This window comes from Pacificimonas sp. ICDLI1SI03 (assembly GCF_054740865.1).
Genome location: NZ_JBSQAU010000001.1, coordinates 811,143 through 828,030, shown reverse-complemented (window position 1 = coordinate 828,030; position 16,888 = coordinate 811,143). Strand labels below are relative to the sequence as shown.

The window sequence follows — 16,888 nt, the reverse complement described above, 5'->3', positions numbered from 1 at the left end:
CATCAACGCTATTTTCGGCAAGGAGGGCGCCGTTCGAAACGCCCACCCACAGAAAGCCTTTCAATGTCCAAAGAACCTCTTCCCGAGCCCACATTTGACGACCGCGACGGCTGGATCTGGTTTGACGGACAGCTGGTGCCCTGGCGCAAAGCGAATGTTCATGTGCTGACGCATGCGCTGCATTACGGTTCTTCGGTGTTCGAGGGGCAGCGCGCCTATAATGGCGAGATTTTCAAGCTGTCGGAACACAGCCAGCGCCTGATCGATTCCGGCCGCATCCTGGGCTTCGAGCTGCCCTGGTCACGAGAGGAGATCGACGCTGCCTGCATCGAGGTCATGCAGAAGAACGGCATGACGAACTGCTATCAGCGCCCGGTCGCCTGGCGCGGCAGCGAGCAGATGGGCGTGGCGGCGCAGAAGTCGAAGCCGCACCTTGCCATCGCCGTCTGGGAATGGGGCGCCTATTTCGGCGAGGAGGCGATCCGCAAGGGCGTGCGTCTCGACATCGCCAAGTGGCGCCGCCCCGCGCCCTATACCGCGCCGACGGCGGCGAAGGCGGCGGGCCTCTACATGATCTGCACCATGGCAAAGCACGCTGCCGCCGATCGCGGCTATGGCGATGCGCTGATGCTGGACTGGCGCGGCCAGGTGGCGGAGGCGACCGGCGCCAACATCTTCTTCCTGAAGGACGGCGCCCTCCACACGCCGACGCCCGACTGCTTCCTTGACGGCATCACCCGCCGCACCGTGATGGGCCTGGCACGCGACAAGGGCATCGACATCGTCGAACGCGCCATCTGGCCGGAAGAGTTGGAAAGCTTCGAACAATGCTTCCTCACCGGCACCGCCGCCGAAGTGACCCCCGTCTCAGAAATCGGACCCTGGTCGTTCGAGGTCGGCGATATGTCGCTGGACCTCAGAAAAGACTATCTGAACCTCGTCAATGGGCGTATTTCCATCGACTAGAAACAACGCTGTTCGGTTGACCTGAGGAATACCGTCCCGCTAATCAGGCCGCCATAGACAGGGCCGTGTCCGGGGAATTTTGAAATAATGGTATCGACCGATCGGGTCCGACAGCGGGCAGTTCGCCTGTTTGTGATATTTGCGCTTTGTTTTGTTTTGCCCGCTAATGCTGCCAAAGCACAATTATCGCCGCAACTTGTAGAGCAGCTTCAGAACCGCTCTCGGGCAGGGGTTCCTGGCGGAGACCCGGCGGATCAGATCGACCGTTCCAGAGAGGCGAGCCGCGATCGTTCGTCTGGACGAGATAGCGACATTGATGATCCATTCAGTACGAGTACGCGCCCCCTTACCGAGGAAGAGCTTCAGGTTCGGCGGCTTCGTTCTCGCCAACAATTGCTTGCGCTTGAGCGAGCCTCCAAGATCGAAGAGGAATATCGCGAGCGGCTCGACGATAAGACCCTCCGTCAATTTGGATATGATCTCTTCACGAATACGTCCGGCGACGCTCCCGCATTAACCGGCAGCGTCGATGACAGCTATATACTCGGCGTTGGGGATGAACTACTCGTCACCTTCTCCGGCGCGAATAGTGGCAGCTCCACCGCCCGGGTCGCGCGTGACGGACGCCTGATTGTGGATTCCCTGCCACCAATCCAAGCGGCCGGGCGGTCCCTCGGGGTTGTACGACAACAGATTGCCTCCGTAACGCGCGGCAATCTTCTTGGCACTGATGTCTACGTTTCACTCGGGGGTGTCCGTTCTATCACGGTCTTCGTCGGCGGCGAGGTCGAGCGACCGGGACAATATCAAGTCACTTCAATGGCCGACATCGCAGCGGTGCTCGCGCGGGCTGGTGGCATCCGCAAAAGTGGCTCCTTGCGCAATGTTCAGGTGTATCGACGCGGTGCCTCGCGCCAGGTCGATCTGTACGGACTGCTCGGCATCGGCGCACCGCCCAGCGTATCAGTTCAGGACGGGGATCGAATCGTGGTGCCCGTTATTGGGCCGACGGTCGCGATTACCGGCGGCGTTGCACGGCGCGGTATCTATGAGATCCGGGGGCAAACGTCCCTGGGCGAACTGCTGTCCTATGCCGGCGGCGCAGTGCCGCCGCGCGGATATCGCGCTGTGATCAGTCGTATCGAAGAGGATGGCCAACTTAGTCTGGTGCCGTCTGAGAGCAACTCCACGCCCCTTTTCGCCGGGGATGGCGTCACAATCGTCGGAGGTAGCGCCGGTGGCACATTGAACCGCGTGACGCTTTCCGGTTACGTTGCGAATCCCGGACCACGCTCTCTGGGGCAGGCCAGAACCGTGGCAGAATTAATCGGGCCTTATCAGGATTTGCAGTTGGGCACGTACCTCCCGATGGCTGTTTTGCAACGCCGCAGTCCGTCGACAGGCCTGGCCGAGTTCGAAGCTATCGACCTTGTCGGCGCGCTCAATGGCACCAGCCCCGTCGCGCTTCGGGCGGATGATGAGCTGACAATCCTTAGTCGTGAAGATATTGCCTTCATTAACAGCTCTGCCGTGCGGGAAGTTCTCGCTGGAAAATCCGCTTGGGAGGCTCTGGAGGGGAAATCGATTAACGGCTGCGGATCCCTTTTCGCTCTGGAAGCGATCGCTGCGGATACCCAGTCTCCGCGCTTCAACACCATTTTACGAAATAGCTTCTTCAAAGGCGACAATGACGTCGCTGCGGTGGGCACCGCACTTTCGAACGATGAGTTGCTCGACAGAAGTTCGCGGGGCAACCAGCGCACGACGCGCCCCGCGCAGGTAGATGAAAATGGTTTGCTCGACGATCAGGACGAAGAATCAATTTGTCCGGAATTGTTTGAGGAAGATGCCGACCTTTTAACCTTTGTTCTGGAGCAGACGGTCAGCATAAGCGGCGCCGTCCGTCGGCCAGGCGCTTATCCAATCGCGCGCAGCGAAGATGCCGCGATGATCGTAGGGGCGGCCGATGGCATCCTGGCATCGGTCGATGCTGCCACGCTCGAAGTATTGCGTGACAGGGATTTCGAGCGCTTCGATCTGCCGAGTGGCCGAGCGCTTGCCGGTCTGCAGAACATCATCCTTTCACCGGGCGACGAAATTCGTATCACCGCCCCGCTGCGCAACGCAGAAGATGGGACGGTACTACTTTCGGGTGAGTTTCGAAGTCCCGGCCTTTACGCCATTCGACCGGGAGAACGCCTGTCCCAAGTCATAGCGCGCGCCGGCGGCTATTCCGAACACGCCTATCCCTATGGAGCCGTCCTCACACGCGAAAACGTGAAGGAATCCCAACGTGCGGCACAGCAGCGAGCAGCCAGGGAATTAAGGGAAACAGTGCTGACCCTGGCGGCTCGAAACGAAGTCGATGCCGAAGCGGTAGGTGCCACCTCTCAAATTATTGAAACGCTTGGCTCTGCCGATGTGCCGGGGCGCATGGTGGTGGAGGCCGACCTCACAGCCCTGGCTGCACGCCCCGATCTTGACCCGCTATTGGAAGGTGGCGATGCGATTTACGTTCCGAACCGGCCGACGAGCGTCTATGTTTTCGGCAGTGTCCTCAATCCAGGAGCTTTGCAGTTCCAAGCGGATAAGTCGATCAGCGAATATCTGGAAGATGCCGGCGGCACTCAACCGCAAAGCGATGACGGACGGATCTTCGTCGTATTTCCAAATGGGGCCGCCCAGCCGATCCGTCGCAGTTTCTGGCGCCGGTCCGATGTTGTTGTCCCACCCGGGTCGACCATCTTCGTCCCGCGGGATCTCACCCCGCTGCTCGGCCTTGAGATCGCGCAAACGGTGACGGGCATCTTTGGCGGCGTTGCACAGGCAATCGCGACAACCCTCATTCTTGCTGACAGGAATTAAACCATTTCCGTCTAAGCATGCTCGCTCTACTTACAGGAAAGGTGCTGCGTTGACCCCTTTGAGTTCTGGCACGAAGATTGCCGTAATCGGACTGGGCTATGTCGGGCTGCCGCTGGCGGTCCAGCTTGCCAAGCATTTCGACACGATTGGTATCGACGTAAATAAGGAACGCGTAGCTGCGCTGCGCGGTGGCCATGATGCGACGGGCGAGGTTGATGATGAGCCGCTACAGGCAAGCGCGCTGCAATATTCCAGCCAGATCGCCGATGCCAGCGACGCGGATATTTTTATCGTGACCGTGCCAACACCGGTAGATGTCGCGAACCAGCCGGATTTGGGTCCCGTCAGAGGCGCAACGCGCGCTTTGGCAACTATTCTCGATGCCGCAAAACCACGCACGATCGTTTACGAATCGACCGTCTATCCCGGCGTAACCGAGGAAATCTGCGGTCCCCTGATCGAGGAAGTGTCAGGCCTGAAGCAGGGGAAAGACTTCTACCTGGGCTATTCGCCAGAACGCATCAATCCGGGCGACAAGGTTCACACCGTCGACAAGATCATGAAGGTCGTATCCGCAGAAAACGACGAAATTGCCGACATGCTGTGCGAAATGTACGGTCGTGTTACGAGCGGCGGCACGTTCCGCGCAGCCTCCATAAAGGCTGCAGAAGCCGCGAAGGTGATTGAAAATGCGCAACGCGACATCAACATTGCCTTCATGAACGAGATATCGGTCATCTTTCAAAAGATGGACCTGTCGGTTCACGATGTTCTGGAAGCTGCCGGCACCAAATGGAATTTCCTGCAGTTTTCACCCGGTTTGGTTGGCGGCCACTGCATCGGGGTGGACCCCTATTATTTGAGCTACAAGGCCTTACAACTGGGGCACCTTCCCCGCGTCATCCTGGCTGGCCGATCCATAAATGACGGTATGGGCGCGTTCGTCGCGGATCGCGTGCACGATCATTTGAGAAAAGCAGGCGATGTTCTTGTGCTGGGCCTTACCTTCAAGGAGGGCGTACCAGACCTTCGCAACTCCAAGGTCGTCGATGTGATTGAGCGCCTGAAGTGGCTGGGCCATGAGGTGACGGTACATGATCCCCTCGCCGATGCCGAGGAAGCGGAGGAGGAGTACGGCCTCCGGATAGACCCTGCGGCGCTGAATGGGAAGCAGTATGACGCCGTGATCATGGCGGTTGCGCATGAGGAATATGTCGCAATGCCCGATGAGAAGCTAACGTCTCTCGTAAAATCAGGTGGTTTGCTAGCGGATATCAAGGGGGCATGGCGGCACCGTAGCTTTAGCGGTGATGTGAAACGGTGGCAGCTTTAGAGCCTGTTACGCAATCCGGCCGTGCACCCTGTACCACACAAGCCCAATCCATTCGTGCAGAGCGAGATCGAGTAGCGACAGGTTCCGTTCGATTTGGGGGCGCCACTGAATTTGGCTGCCCACCTGCACGTCTACCGGATAGGGGATCGCGTTGACGCCGGCTGAGCGGGCACAGGCCATGGCGCGCGGCATGTGGAATGCCGACGTGACGAGGACGACGGGGCCAGAAGGCGCGGCGGCGGCGTAACCGGACAGATTGGCGCAGCTGTCCGATGTACCTTCGACCTCTATGATACGTTCTGCCGCTATCCCGCTTTCGGCCCAGTATCTTGCAGAAATCCTTGTATCGCTGGTGGGCAGTTTCCCCATGCGGCCATAGCCTGCGATGTAGAGTTTTGCCGAGGGGTGGCGCTTTGCGAGGAGGCCGGCCGCGACGCTGCGGTCACCATGTACGCCAAATTCTACCTGGCCTGTTCGTGCCGATGCGAAACTATCCTCTCCGCCGGCGAGAACGAGAATGCGATCGACCTGCGGCAAGAATGCGGGCTGCTCGAAGCGATCTTCCAGCAGGCGGACCAGCACCTCTCCGGTTGGCAAAAGTCCGAATAGCAGGAAAAGCGTTGCCGCTGCAGCCAAACTTGTCTTTGCAAGAAAATGCTGGCCCCTTGCGAGGAAGAGCAGCGCCGCCGTCGACAACCAAAAGGGCCAGCTTACCGGTCCAAATAGCCCCCATAGCGCGTAGTTCACGCGCCGCGGCCCTAACGGTGACCGTGATAGCGCATGTACCAATCGACAAAGCGAGGAATACCCTCGTCGATGGTCGTTGTCGGCTTATATCCCAGATCAGAACTTATCGCATCGATATCCGCATAAGTGGCTCGGACATCGCCCGGCTGCATGGGCAGCATGATCTTGACAGCTTCCTTGCCTAGGGATTTCTCGATGAGGCCGATCATGTGGGACAATTCTTCCGAACGATGGTTGCCAATATTGTAAAGCCGGTGCGGGCCGACCGACCCGCCAGCCTTTACCGCTCCATCATCGGCAGGCGCGTTATCCAGGCAAGCCACGACGCCTGAAACGATATCGTCGATATAGGTGAAGTCGCGCTGCATATTCCCTTCCCCAAATACCTCGATCGGGCGTCCCTCCATGATTGCCTGCGTAAACAACCACATGGCCATGTCAGGTCGACCCCAAGGCCCATACACCGTAAAGAAACGCAGACCCGTTTGTGGCAGTCGATAAAGGTGGGCGTAGGTTTCGCTCATCAACTCGTCCGCCTTTTTCGTGGCGGCATAGAGAGAGATCGGCTTGTCCACGCGGTCTTCCACGCTGAAGGGCAGGGTCTTGTTGCTGCCATAAACGGACGAGGATGATGCGTAGACCAGATGCTCGACGCTATCTGAATGGCGGCAATATTCCAGCAGATTGATATGACCGACCAAGTTCGACTGAATATAGGCGTGCGGATTCGTGATCGAGTAACGGACGCCCGCCTGTGCCCCCAAATGGGCAACACGTTTTGGGCTATATTGAGCCAGCGCGTCCACTAAAGCTGCCTGGTCAGCGAAATCAACTTCGATAAGGGTGAAATTATTGTGCCGACGCTGGAGATCTTCCAACCGGTCCCGCTTCAACTTTGTCGAATAGTAATCATTTACGTTATCGATACCCAGGACGGTTTCGCCGCGCGCCAACAGTCTTTCCGACAGATGGTAACCGATAAAACCGGCGGCACCCGTCACCAGATAGGTCATGCGTCAAAGTCTCCGAAGTGCAAATCTGCGTGCGAGGTAGCGGGGCCGGGGGCAGGGGGCAACCACCCTTTTCAACTGCCCCTCCATATATTAGAGCGCCCTTTCCAATCCGGCGCTGCGTCAGCAGGATTCGGAGACTCGCATGCTGGGGCGTGGCCAAGTGGTAAGGCAGCGGCTTTTGGTGCCGCCATTCGCAGGTTCGAATCCTGCCGCCCCAGCCAGCGAAAAACTTTATATTTAATTCAAACATTTACAGGAATGCGTTTAAAAAGTTCAGTAGCAGTCAGTGTAGCACTTGTTGCTCGCAATCCGCAAAGGTTGTGGAAGTTGCCTGATTCTTCGAATGCCCACAACGCAGGCAGCGCGTAAATTTGCGTAAACCGCATCCCGTACGAAAAATCTCAGGTCGGCGCGCTGCCGATATTTGAGGGCCGCAGGCAAGAAAACCTAGCATGCAACAGGAACGTCGAGACACTCGCGCACTGATGGATTGGGAAGATAGGCTGCTCCTTGCTTTATCGGAGACGACGTGACCCACGCCTTTCATCCCGCGGTAACCAGAGACCTCCATTGTTGTCGCGCATGAGCGCAGGTGAGGCAACGGGCGGGCTTAAGCCCGGCCGTTGCTTTTCGAGATCGGCGGCGAACGGCCTTGGGAGGGGCGTAGCCGAGCGACGAGAGCGAACGCTGGGTGTTGTAGTTATCGACCCAGCCCGTGAGGCTTGCCCCGCCTGACCCATCGTGAAGAACAGCGCATCGTGGAGCTGTCGTCGCGCATGCTACCATTGAGCTCTGGACGAACCGATCCTGGGTCGACTTGCCGGGGGGGAGGGGGATGTAATGCCACTCGACGTCGACATCGCCGGTTCAAGCAAGCGCAGCGTTCGAAGTGAGTTCGGTGTGGTTGCCACTGACGATCATCTTAGGTGCATCCCGCTCGGCGATCAGATCGGCCAGCTAGCGACCACACCGGCCGGAGATAGACGTATCGACGACTGCTCGATGTTACCTTCGGGTTACATCATCGACGACGTTGAGCACCAGAAGCTACGCCCGGTGCCGAGCCGATCGCCTGAAAATGCTCTCTCACGGAATCCTTCCGGCATCGTGAGGTACGACGAGACGTGTGGTTCCGTCCGGCAGGAGGTTAAAAGATTTGGCGTTCCTCAAAACAGGAGATAGATGATGGGGAGCTGTATATCTTGGGCAGCCCTTCCCTATTTCCCTCGCTTTAGATACCCAATCCGCGATTGTTCTTACTGTACAGGCTTTGGATAGCAGCCCAGGATTAGAACGATTGTATAGAGGGGTTAACGAACCCACAGCAAGGGCGCCTTTAAACGCTGTAGCCAATGCATGCCGCGATTTCGAACGAATAGGAAGTTCAAACCCTCCCTGGCGATCTACCGACTTTCTACCAATGCTAGTCAACCACACCTCCTGCCCTGTCTCTCCAGGTGGGAGCTGACACTCCGCGATGCGCAGAGCGGGGGCCATATATTGTGGTTAACAAACCTTTTGACAATCCATTTCGTTGCCATAAGGAACTCATCACAACCGGCGGGGGGGCTTTTTATGAAATACGGCACGTTGTTCGCGAGCGCGCTCGGGCTTTCCTTCATTCCTAGTGCGGGCCAAGCCGCAGTATTATTTACGCAGCCCGTACTCATCACCGGTCAACCTGCTTTTGTAGGATACGCCCCGATTGGCACCGCTGTCCTCAACGTTAGCGAGTTCTTCACGGGCGATAATCCGGTAGATCGCCTCGACATAGAGCTTTTTGGTGTTCATTCCATTACGACAACGCTGACGGGCACCGGCGGCTACGGCGCAGTCTACTACCCTTTCGCCGGATACCTGCTGATTGAGCCGGGTGGCGCTAGCGGTTACAAAATAACGTCCGGCCCATCTATTTTTAAACTGGACGATCCTTTTGGCCCTGTGGCTGACGGGCAAACTGTGTCAGGGACGCTAGCTCACGTCATAAGTTACTCATTTAGCGTGGAATTGTACGACGGTCATGACATCGGCGATATATATGACGAGCTAGAAATCAATTTCTACGCCAGCGGGGTAGATTACGAATTCACTGTTGACGGCGCAACCGACGTTGCGAATTTCTCGGGAACTTTCATCGTCAACGCAGATGTCCCGGAACCAGCTGTTTTTGCGCTTTTCACGTTAGGCGTTTTGGGGGTAGGCGTTGTTGCATCCCGCAAGGCTTCTCGCTCTGCAAATTCGCAGACCCTCGCCTAAATACTTTGATCGTTAAAACTTTTTTTCTAGACAAGGTAAAGTTTTATTTCACCAGGACAGGTAATGACAGGCGCAGGCTTCAAGTTCAAATCGGCAAATAAGCCCGAGTGCTTCACACTTTTTAAATCCGACATGGTGCTCTACCTTCCTGGGCCGTCGTTCGGAGAGGACTGTTTATGATTAAATACGCTGCGCTACTCGCAAGCTGCACCGGCGCTCTGGCTCTCTCGGCTTGTGGAGGAGGTGGATCTGACGTCAACGGTCCAGGAACGTCGCCCCCGCCCCCGCCTCCGCCAGCGTCCAATGCTTTCACGAGCTTTTCAGATATTGAGGCCAACACTGAGGTGGAAATCAGCGGGATTGCGCAGGAGTTCAGCTATGAGGCGAACGCCACGCGCGTAACAGCGGTATCGGCGCCCTCCAATGTGAATAACGCTACCTACACCACCCGCTTTGACGGGGACCGGGTAACAACTGATATCGATCTCGATACAGCCGGCACCGACCTTCGATTCTCCGTCTCGGAAAGTGATGAGGTAGCGGATCTCGGCGCAGGTCTATTCGCAGCGGTAAATGAAGCGGAAACGGACATCATCATTGCGGTCGATCCCTATCAGACCGGATGGAACTACCAGTCCTTCGGCGTGTGGGAATCCGGCATAGGCACGGGCAGCGGCACTGCGGGCGCGGTGTCGATCGGCAATTCCACTTCCGCCAATGCGGTCCCAACAACTGGCGAGGCGACATTTTCGGGCCTACTCGGCGGCGTCTATCTATCGCCGGAAGGCCTCGACGTACTCGTCGGCGCGGATGTGCAGGTCGTAGTTGATTTTGCCTCTCGTTCGGCTGAGTTAGCTTCATTCGGTACGATGGATGTAATATCCGGCGCTAGCTACAATGAGTTGAACCTGGGGGGAGAACTTACCTGGGCGAGCGGCGAAAATAGCCTGACAGGAACGCTAGCGAGTCAGAACGGTCTTCTCACTGGCGAAGCGACAGCTAAATTTTATGGACCGGGTGCCCAGGAAATCGGCGGAGTATTTGCTCTCACTCCCGTGTCTGGCACCGGCGTGGAGAGCTTTGGCGGAGGCTTCGGCGCCGTCTCCCCGTGAGGTTTTCTTCATTTCTCGCAATTGCGGTCGCACTCTTACTGAGTGCGGCCGCTTCTGCTTCTGCCTCCGGAGAAAAGTCCTTTCAGCGTGCTTTTCGCGCTGGCACACTTTCCATGCTCTCTGGCGAGTATGATCGAGCGATCTATATTTTTTCGGAGTTAGGAAAGCTCACGGAAGAGCCCCGCGTCCAGTTAGAACTTGGTCGCGCGCTGTTTCTGTCCGGTCGATTTTCCGAGGCAAAGGGTGTTTTTCAGCAGGTATACTACCAAACAGAGCTCCCCTACGCCGTTCGGCGTTCTATCAATTTCTATCTGGAACAAGTCGACCGACGCGTCGGCTATTTCCGACCAATGCTCGGTCTTACCTACCGGACCAACCCCAGTGCTGTGACGGATGAGACAGAATTCATCGTATTCGGCGTGCCGGTCGAACTTCAACAGGAGACACCGACGTCAGCTCTAGGCCTTCACTATTCTGCAGAAGGGAAGCTTCCTCTGGCGGCTACAGGCAGGATTGGCATATTAGGGACTATTGACGGAATTCTGGACGATAGGACGAGCGCGTCCTACCGAAACGGGAATTTGGCGGTCAGTTTGGAAAGCCCTAACGGCGCGACTACCGTACTCGCGGGCAGTGGTTTCTATGCGCAGGGGGAGGAGCAGATTACGTCACCTTTTTTGCGCGGAGCGTACCGACAAAGGTTCTCAAACGGGAACACGCTTTTTACAGACCTCTCAATAACGCACTTGGACTATCGGCAAGCCGACTATCTTGACGGTTGGCAGGTTCGCGCTGCCGGCAAATACGGTTTCGATCTTGGTTCCAAAACATCCGTCCTGCCGGGAGGCTCACTCTCCATAACGCGGGCGAAAGATAGCGGCTACCATCAGGCCGCGATGGCCCTCACCGCACAGCTTGTAAGATCCATGCCCGAAATCGGGGTTGATGCCGTTCTCGAAACCTCCCTGGAAAGGCGAGCTTTCGAAGGAGATGATCCAGTTTTTTCGGGGCGGAGGCAGGAAGTTTATGTCACCGGTGCCGCAACGATCATCGGCAACAGGCCGTGGTGGAGGTTTTTTCCAGCAATTAGCTTTCGGTATGATGAGCGCCATTCGACGCTCGCCTTTTATGAGTTCGATCGAATGTCTGTATCCGCCGACCTTTTATATCGGTTCTGAGCAGTGGCACCTCCGTGAAGATGGCCGGTCCAGTGATTAGACTCTTAGATGTGGACCTTGCACAACGACGGCGGTCCAAGCTGGACTCGCCGATCACCCGGTCAGCGAACTCGATGAACTACTGCCATGGAACTGGGCGCCGCGATCAACCGCCATCACCGCGCATATTGGGCTACGTCGCGGCCCTCACGGGATGGATACGAATAATCCCGCCGGGATGAGAGATAAGACATGCTGGGGCGTCTCAGTCTGCTGAAGTTATGAGAGCCGTGATTTGTCTCCTGGACCGGGGAACACCGCATTCACTCTTTTTCCCATCCGTTCCGGTCTCAGTCTCGGAATGGTAGAATATTTAGAGTATTCTACCAATTCCAACGACAGATTTTGTAGATAGTTAACCCCTTAAACTCTAATACTATTTTAAGTCACAGGAAATTAGAAAATCACCGGAGTGATGTGATTTCCATCCATTTTGTAGGAGATTGACGTGGAATAATTTGTAGGGGGTACAACAGGGTGTGCCGTCCTTATAAATGCTCTAGGCTCTGGCGCACTCCGGACATTTCTACCTAGGATGATCGTAAGTGCGCAGCCACGCGTCTGCGGCGGGAAACAGCTTATTAATCTTTGGGGCGATTACCGCGCAGCTCACGAAGCTGTATCCTGAGCTTGGCTCCTCCTGTTCAACGTTCAGTTTCGAGGTAGCAGTCTCGAATCCGGCTTCAACGCAAACTCCCGGTCACTCAGATCGCCTCAGTCACCATATGGGTCAAAGGGCGCCCATCCTTCCTTACCGCCACTTGAGTGATGGAGTTTTTCTAGAAAGTCTACGCGGATCAAATCCCTCTCGGTTCTGTCTCTAAGGGTGTTATGATTTTTACCAAAGTGCTTAACTAGTCGCCTTGCAACAGAGGAGGGATTAACTTTGTTACCCGCAAATTCTAAATCTACCTTCGCCACCCAAGCGGCGCATGTAAATTTAATGCCTTTGCTATCTAAATTCCGAAGTCTCCTTGGCCGGTTCGGTAGATTGCAAAGGCGCTTTAACTCATCTTGTCGTATCTTCGCTTGCTCTAATAGCCTTTCGTTGAAACGATCGTCCTTCTCTCCTCGACGAAGTCGGCGCTGACGAGCCGCAGCAACGGCCTTTCTGTTCTTTTCAAGGTGCCGCTCCTGTGAACTGGCCCAATACGCCGCCATGCGTGGATCGGCTGCATTGGTGAACGCAGAGTGTGTTTCTAACTCGCGAAGTAATTTCAACCAACTTGTAGGAAATGGATGTAACGAGCTTCTAATTTCCTCGTCAGAGTTAAATTGTTGAAATAGATCTCGGCCACCTAAAGACTGCCAGTTACTTATCGCAGATTTAGCTGACAAAGGCAAGCGTGTCATCCTGGACTGCGCTAAAAGCCGGCACGCATTGAAGGAATTGCATCTACCGCATCTAGTTTTTTTACCTGCGGACGACCCATCACTATTCTAATCTCTTCTTGGGGGAAGCGAAGATAACACACAATTTCGCCAAAGCAGGGGCGGTATTCGGCATTAGCTGGCATCCTCTTAACGTTGCCTCTGCCATCAGTCTCGATATCAGAATAAGCTATTTTTACGTTTTTTAGGCGCAACGTATCATTAGGTAGAATTCGCCAAGGATTTTTCTGTGACCAGTACCGGACGCGTTTGTCAGCGTCCATTTCAAAAAGTTTTGTCAGGTGTTGAGATTTTCGTGCCGGATCTACCATTGTGTTTAGCAACTTGGTCCACTTTTGTTGAAAGCTGGTGAGCGACCTCCGCCCGCTCTGAGGGGATAGTTACGCGCCCGGCTCAGATAGGTGCCCTTAAGCGTTTTTCGAGAGAATGATTTCGGAGACGAGTCTCACAAATTTTCCAAAGTTTTCCCACCCGCATCCCAAGACGGGTCGCTCTAGCTTGCTCATACCACAGCAAACTCGAGCGAAAGGAAGGCAAATGAAGCTGTATCGCGTAAGCATGGTCCATGACGCAAAAACCAGGGAGGTACTGAATTCGGAGGCTTATGTGTTTTCTCCGGATACTATAAGGGCAGGATCTCTTTTCACTGCCGTTCACGTGGGCTTGGGCCTTCGGAACTTCGGATATCGGATCGGACCGGTTTCTCCGGACGAATTTGAACCGCAGAAGAGAAAGCGCCTGAAAAATGCTCTCTCAAGGAATCTCTCCGGCATCGGGAGGTACGACGAGAAGCGTGGTTGGCAAATCATTCCGTCCGGCGGGCGGATAGAAGATTTGGTTTTTCTTAAGAACAGGAGATAGATGAGGAGGGGCTGTCTGCCTTAGGCAGCCCCATTCCCCTGATTATGCTTTTCCGCCTTTATATATCACGAAGGCCAGAACAGGTTAACGGGTGTGAGCCTACAGGAGCTTGGTCTAGACCGCTGCAATCTGGGACGGCGCGTCCATAGAACATAGTTGCAGTAGCCTTAACAAAGTCTTCTTTCTCCCAGGGTAGGCCTGACGCTGGACGCTAAAACGACACCCCGCGTTAAAGAGCAGATATGTACAAAGTATACACCTGCATCAGGTATGACCACGACCCAGCAGTCTTGTTGGTGGCCCTCCTGATCTGTGGTTTCGGGTCGGTCATCTCGCTCTCCGTTGGTCGGCGTGGAATTCAGTCTCAGGGGCCGCAGCGACGGTACAGACTTTATCTCGCGGGGCTTTCGACCGGCCTTACGGTCTGGGCGACGCATTTCTCAGCAATGCTGGCTTATACACCCGGAGTCCAAGTTCGCTTCAATGCGCCGGTAATGCTTGGTTCGGCCTGCTTGGCAGTGCTCATGGCCACGTGCGCTTGGTTCATTCTGTCGGTCGACGGTCGTCGCCGGGGCGTTTTAGGCGGGGCTTTTATTGGACTTGCCTTATCTGCTGCTCACTTCATCGACATGAGCGCGCTGAGAGTTGACGGCATTATTTTTTACGACCCAGTGCTTATAGCCGTGGCGATAGGCTTAGGCTTTCCGTTTTGTGTTTTCTCTGGGATGCTAGCGCGCAATCGAAACCCACAAAGTCTGCCCTGGGCAGCGGTGTGCCTTATCGCAGGCACAGCAACACTCCACATGGTGGCGATGTCATCTGTGGGAATTATCCCCACGGGGCAGACTAATTTCACAAATCTCGACCTTGGTTTCGATGGCCTCACTTTTCTGGTGATAGTCACTTCTGCGCTCATCCTAGCGGTTGGAGCAGGATTAGCGTTGCACGATCTCGAAGTGGCTCGTGCGACCGCAGTGGATCGCGAGCGCCTATTCAAAAGTCAGGAGCATCACCGCTATTCTGTGGAACTCAGCCCCCAGATACCTTGGATTGCAGATGCGAACGGCAGGATTATCGAGATAAGTCCGCGCTGGAGCGAGGTCGTAGGCGAACCTGCTGAGAATGCGAACGACATTGGATGGGCGAACAAAGTTCATCCTGATGACCTTCCTACCGTGCTTTCGGTTTGGAAAGCAGCAATTCTGAGCGGAGACGCCGATAAAGCCGATGTTCGGTATCGTCTGCGACAGGCGGACGAATCCTATAGATGGTTTCGTGCACGAGCGCGACCGAGACGCGACGAACATGGGGAAATTGTCCTGTGGTACGGTAGCCTTGAAGATATTCATGAGCAGGTAAATGCCGAGCTTGCGCTTCGAGCGAGTGAGGAACGCTACCGTCTAGCTTCGCTCGCAACCAATGATGTAATTTGGGATGTGAGAGCGAACTGTGAGGTCATTGAATGGGCCGGCGCTGTCGAAGACGTCCTCGGCTATCCGGAAATGAGATCTGGGACGGACAGGAAATGGTGGATTAACCGAGTACATCCAGAGGATCGGCCGGGTGTGCTCGCTGAACTTGAATCCATTCTACACTCAGGCGCTAATTCCTGGACGCAGGAGTTTCGGTTCTGGGCAAAAGACGGACGTTACGTCTGTCTGTTAAGCCGCGGGCATGTGGTTCGCGATGAGGACCAGAAGCCATTGCGTATGGTCGGATCTCTTATGGACATTACCACCCGTAAGCGCGGCGAGGACGAACTTCGCTGGGCGGCGCATCACGACCCACTAACGCACCTGCCAAATCGGAAGCTCTTCTCAATTAAGCTTGACGCTGCACTTGAAAAGGCAACGAAAACCGGCGGAAAGGTGGGATTGATCGTGGTGGACGTTGATGGGTTCAAAACGATCAATGATACACTTGGTCACGCCGCGGGTGATGCCACACTCAAGGAGGTGGCCGCTCTTCTTTCGGATGGGACTGGCCCGAATACAACCATTGCGCGACTAGGAGGCGACGAATTCGCACTGATAATCTCGGACCTTGCCGAAGTGGACAAAGAATCGGGAGCCTTGGGGCAAATCCTGAAGGGGACCAGCAAACATATTACCTATGACGGTCAAGAGATCGAGATCAGCCTCAGTATGGGAGCCGCTGTCTTTCCCGCTGACGGACAGGGGTCTGAAAGCCTGCTCAAGAGCGCCGATCTCGCACTATATGCTGCGAAAGCGGAAGGAACGGGAAACACGCGTCGCTTCACGCCTTCGATGCGCGAAACCGCGGAGCGGGAGAAGCGCATGCGTATCAATGCGCGGGACGCCCTGCTTGGTGAGCAACTGATACCATATTATCAGCCGAAAATCTGTCTCAGAACAGGGCGAATCGTCGGATTCGAGGCGCTCCTGCGATGGCGCTGCCCTAAGCGCGGGATTCAGCCACCATCGTCAATCCAGGCGGCATTTGAAGATCCGCGCCTCGCACCCGAGCTCACTGATCGGATGCTGACGCAGATCTCCTCCGACATGGCAATATGGCTAGATCAAGGACAAGAGTTCGGGCGAATTGCGATGAATGGATCGCCCGAGGATTTTCGCCGCGGAGATCTGGCGAACCGCATCTTGGATGGACTTGGCATTACGAAAGTTCCCCCAGATCTCTTTGAACTTGAAATCACGGAAACGGTCTTCCTTGGCAAGCATGTGGAAGAGGTCGGCTCCGCGCTGCGGGCTCTCAGAAAGGAGGGCGTTACAATTGCGCTGGACGATTTTGGTACCGGGTATGCGTCCCTGACCCACCTCAAGCAGTTCCCGATAGACGTGCTAAAGATAGACCGGACCTTCGTGTCCCGCCTGATATCTGATGATAAGCGAGATGCCGCTATAGTCGGAGCCCTGATTGATCTGGCAAAAAACCTCGGCATTCAGACTGTGGCTGAGGGCATTGAGACGCCACTACAGGCGTTTATGTTACGCCGCCGGGGCTGTGATATCGGCCAGGGCTATTTTTTCGCACGCCCGCTTCCCGGTCCGGAGGTGTCGCATTTCGTATCGGAATGGAAACCCGAGCGGGTTCTAAGCGATTGGAGGTTCAATCCCGCGATTACCAAACGATAGAGCGCTCTTTCTC

Annotated in this window: 13 protein-coding genes and 1 tRNA gene; 10 read left to right on the top strand and 4 right to left on the bottom strand. The window is 55.6% G+C overall.

Translation table 11 applies throughout. The features are described from left to right. Positions 1–63 precede the first annotated feature (63 nt). The 3 genes from ACSMXM_RS03940 (at position 64) to ACSMXM_RS03930 (ending at position 5,164) form a co-directional block, all read left to right on the top strand. A complete protein-coding gene (locus ACSMXM_RS03940) occupies positions 64–966 on the top strand; it encodes a branched-chain amino acid aminotransferase (RefSeq protein ID WP_460314129.1) in 903 nt (300 codons plus the stop codon). Between the two features lie 156 nt (positions 967–1,122). Then, positions 1,123–3,831 carry an SLBB domain-containing protein gene (locus ACSMXM_RS03935; RefSeq protein WP_460314128.1) on the top strand — a complete coding sequence of 903 codons (2,709 nt, stop codon included), beginning with the start codon at positions 1,123–1,125 and terminating at the stop codon, positions 3,829–3,831. 49 nt (positions 3,832–3,880) lie between these two features. After that, positions 3,881–5,164, top strand: coding sequence for a nucleotide sugar dehydrogenase (locus ACSMXM_RS03930; RefSeq protein WP_460314127.1), 1,284 nt, complete (start codon positions 3,881–3,883; stop codon positions 5,162–5,164). A 6-nt stretch (positions 5,165–5,170) separates the two neighbouring features. Here ACSMXM_RS03930 and ACSMXM_RS03925 read toward each other — a convergent pair whose 3' ends face one another. Both ACSMXM_RS03925 and ACSMXM_RS03920 read right to left on the bottom strand, forming a co-directional pair. Beyond that, positions 5,171–5,911, bottom strand: a complete 741-nt coding sequence (locus tag ACSMXM_RS03925) for a YdcF family protein (RefSeq protein WP_460314125.1) — start codon at positions 5,909–5,911, stop codon at positions 5,171–5,173. A gap of 11 nt (positions 5,912–5,922) precedes the next feature. After that, positions 5,923–6,924 carry a GDP-mannose 4,6-dehydratase gene (locus ACSMXM_RS03920; protein WP_460314124.1) on the bottom strand — a complete coding sequence of 334 codons (1,002 nt, stop codon included), beginning with the start codon at positions 6,922–6,924 and terminating at the stop codon, positions 5,923–5,925. Positions 6,925–7,070: 146 nt separating this feature from the next. Here ACSMXM_RS03920 and ACSMXM_RS03915 point away from each other — a divergent pair. From ACSMXM_RS03915 to ACSMXM_RS03895, 5 genes are all read left to right on the top strand, one after another. Further along, a tRNA-Gln gene (locus ACSMXM_RS03915) sits at positions 7,071–7,145 on the top strand. Between the two features lie 619 nt (positions 7,146–7,764). Further along, on the top strand, positions 7,765–8,106 hold the full coding sequence (locus tag ACSMXM_RS03910; RefSeq protein ID WP_460314123.1) for a hypothetical protein: 342 nt from the start codon (positions 7,765–7,767) through the stop codon (positions 8,104–8,106). A 393-nt stretch (positions 8,107–8,499) separates the two neighbouring features. After that, positions 8,500–9,180 (top strand): PEP-CTERM sorting domain-containing protein, encoded by a 681-nt coding sequence (locus ACSMXM_RS03905; protein WP_460314121.1) that lies wholly within the window; start codon positions 8,500–8,502, stop codon positions 9,178–9,180. 344 nt (positions 9,181–9,524) lie between these two features. Continuing rightward, entirely contained in the window at positions 9,525–10,292 is a 768-nt protein-coding gene (locus tag ACSMXM_RS03900; RefSeq protein ID WP_460314119.1) for a transferrin-binding protein-like solute binding protein, read from the top strand. Beyond that, positions 10,289–11,470, top strand: a complete 1,182-nt coding sequence (locus ACSMXM_RS03895) for a surface lipoprotein assembly modifier (RefSeq protein ID WP_460314117.1) — start codon at positions 10,289–10,291, stop codon at positions 11,468–11,470. The genes ACSMXM_RS03900 and ACSMXM_RS03895 overlap by 4 nt, the downstream gene beginning before the upstream one ends. 753 nt (positions 11,471–12,223) lie before the next feature. Here the strand turns inward: ACSMXM_RS03895 and ACSMXM_RS03890 are convergent. Further along, the gene (locus ACSMXM_RS03890) at positions 12,224–12,862 is read right to left on the bottom strand and encodes a hypothetical protein (RefSeq protein ID WP_460314115.1); all 639 of its coding nucleotides are present in this window, start codon (positions 12,860–12,862) and stop codon (positions 12,224–12,226) included. Between the two features lie 11 nt (positions 12,863–12,873). Beyond that, positions 12,874–13,212 carry a hypothetical protein gene (locus ACSMXM_RS03885; RefSeq protein ID WP_460314113.1) on the bottom strand — a complete coding sequence of 113 codons (339 nt, stop codon included), beginning with the start codon at positions 13,210–13,212 and terminating at the stop codon, positions 12,874–12,876. 226 nt (positions 13,213–13,438) lie between these two features. On the opposite strand from ACSMXM_RS03885, the gene ACSMXM_RS03880 reads away from it, so the two are divergent. Both ACSMXM_RS03880 and ACSMXM_RS03875 read left to right on the top strand, forming a co-directional pair. Continuing rightward, positions 13,439–13,762, top strand: a complete 324-nt coding sequence (locus ACSMXM_RS03880) for a hypothetical protein (protein WP_460314111.1) — start codon at positions 13,439–13,441, stop codon at positions 13,760–13,762. Between the two features lie 296 nt (positions 13,763–14,058). Continuing rightward, positions 14,059–16,875: a bifunctional diguanylate cyclase/phosphodiesterase gene (locus tag ACSMXM_RS03875; RefSeq protein ID WP_460314109.1), complete on the top strand. Its 2,817-nt coding sequence runs from the start codon at positions 14,059–14,061 to the stop codon at positions 16,873–16,875. Positions 16,876–16,888 lie beyond the last annotated feature (13 nt).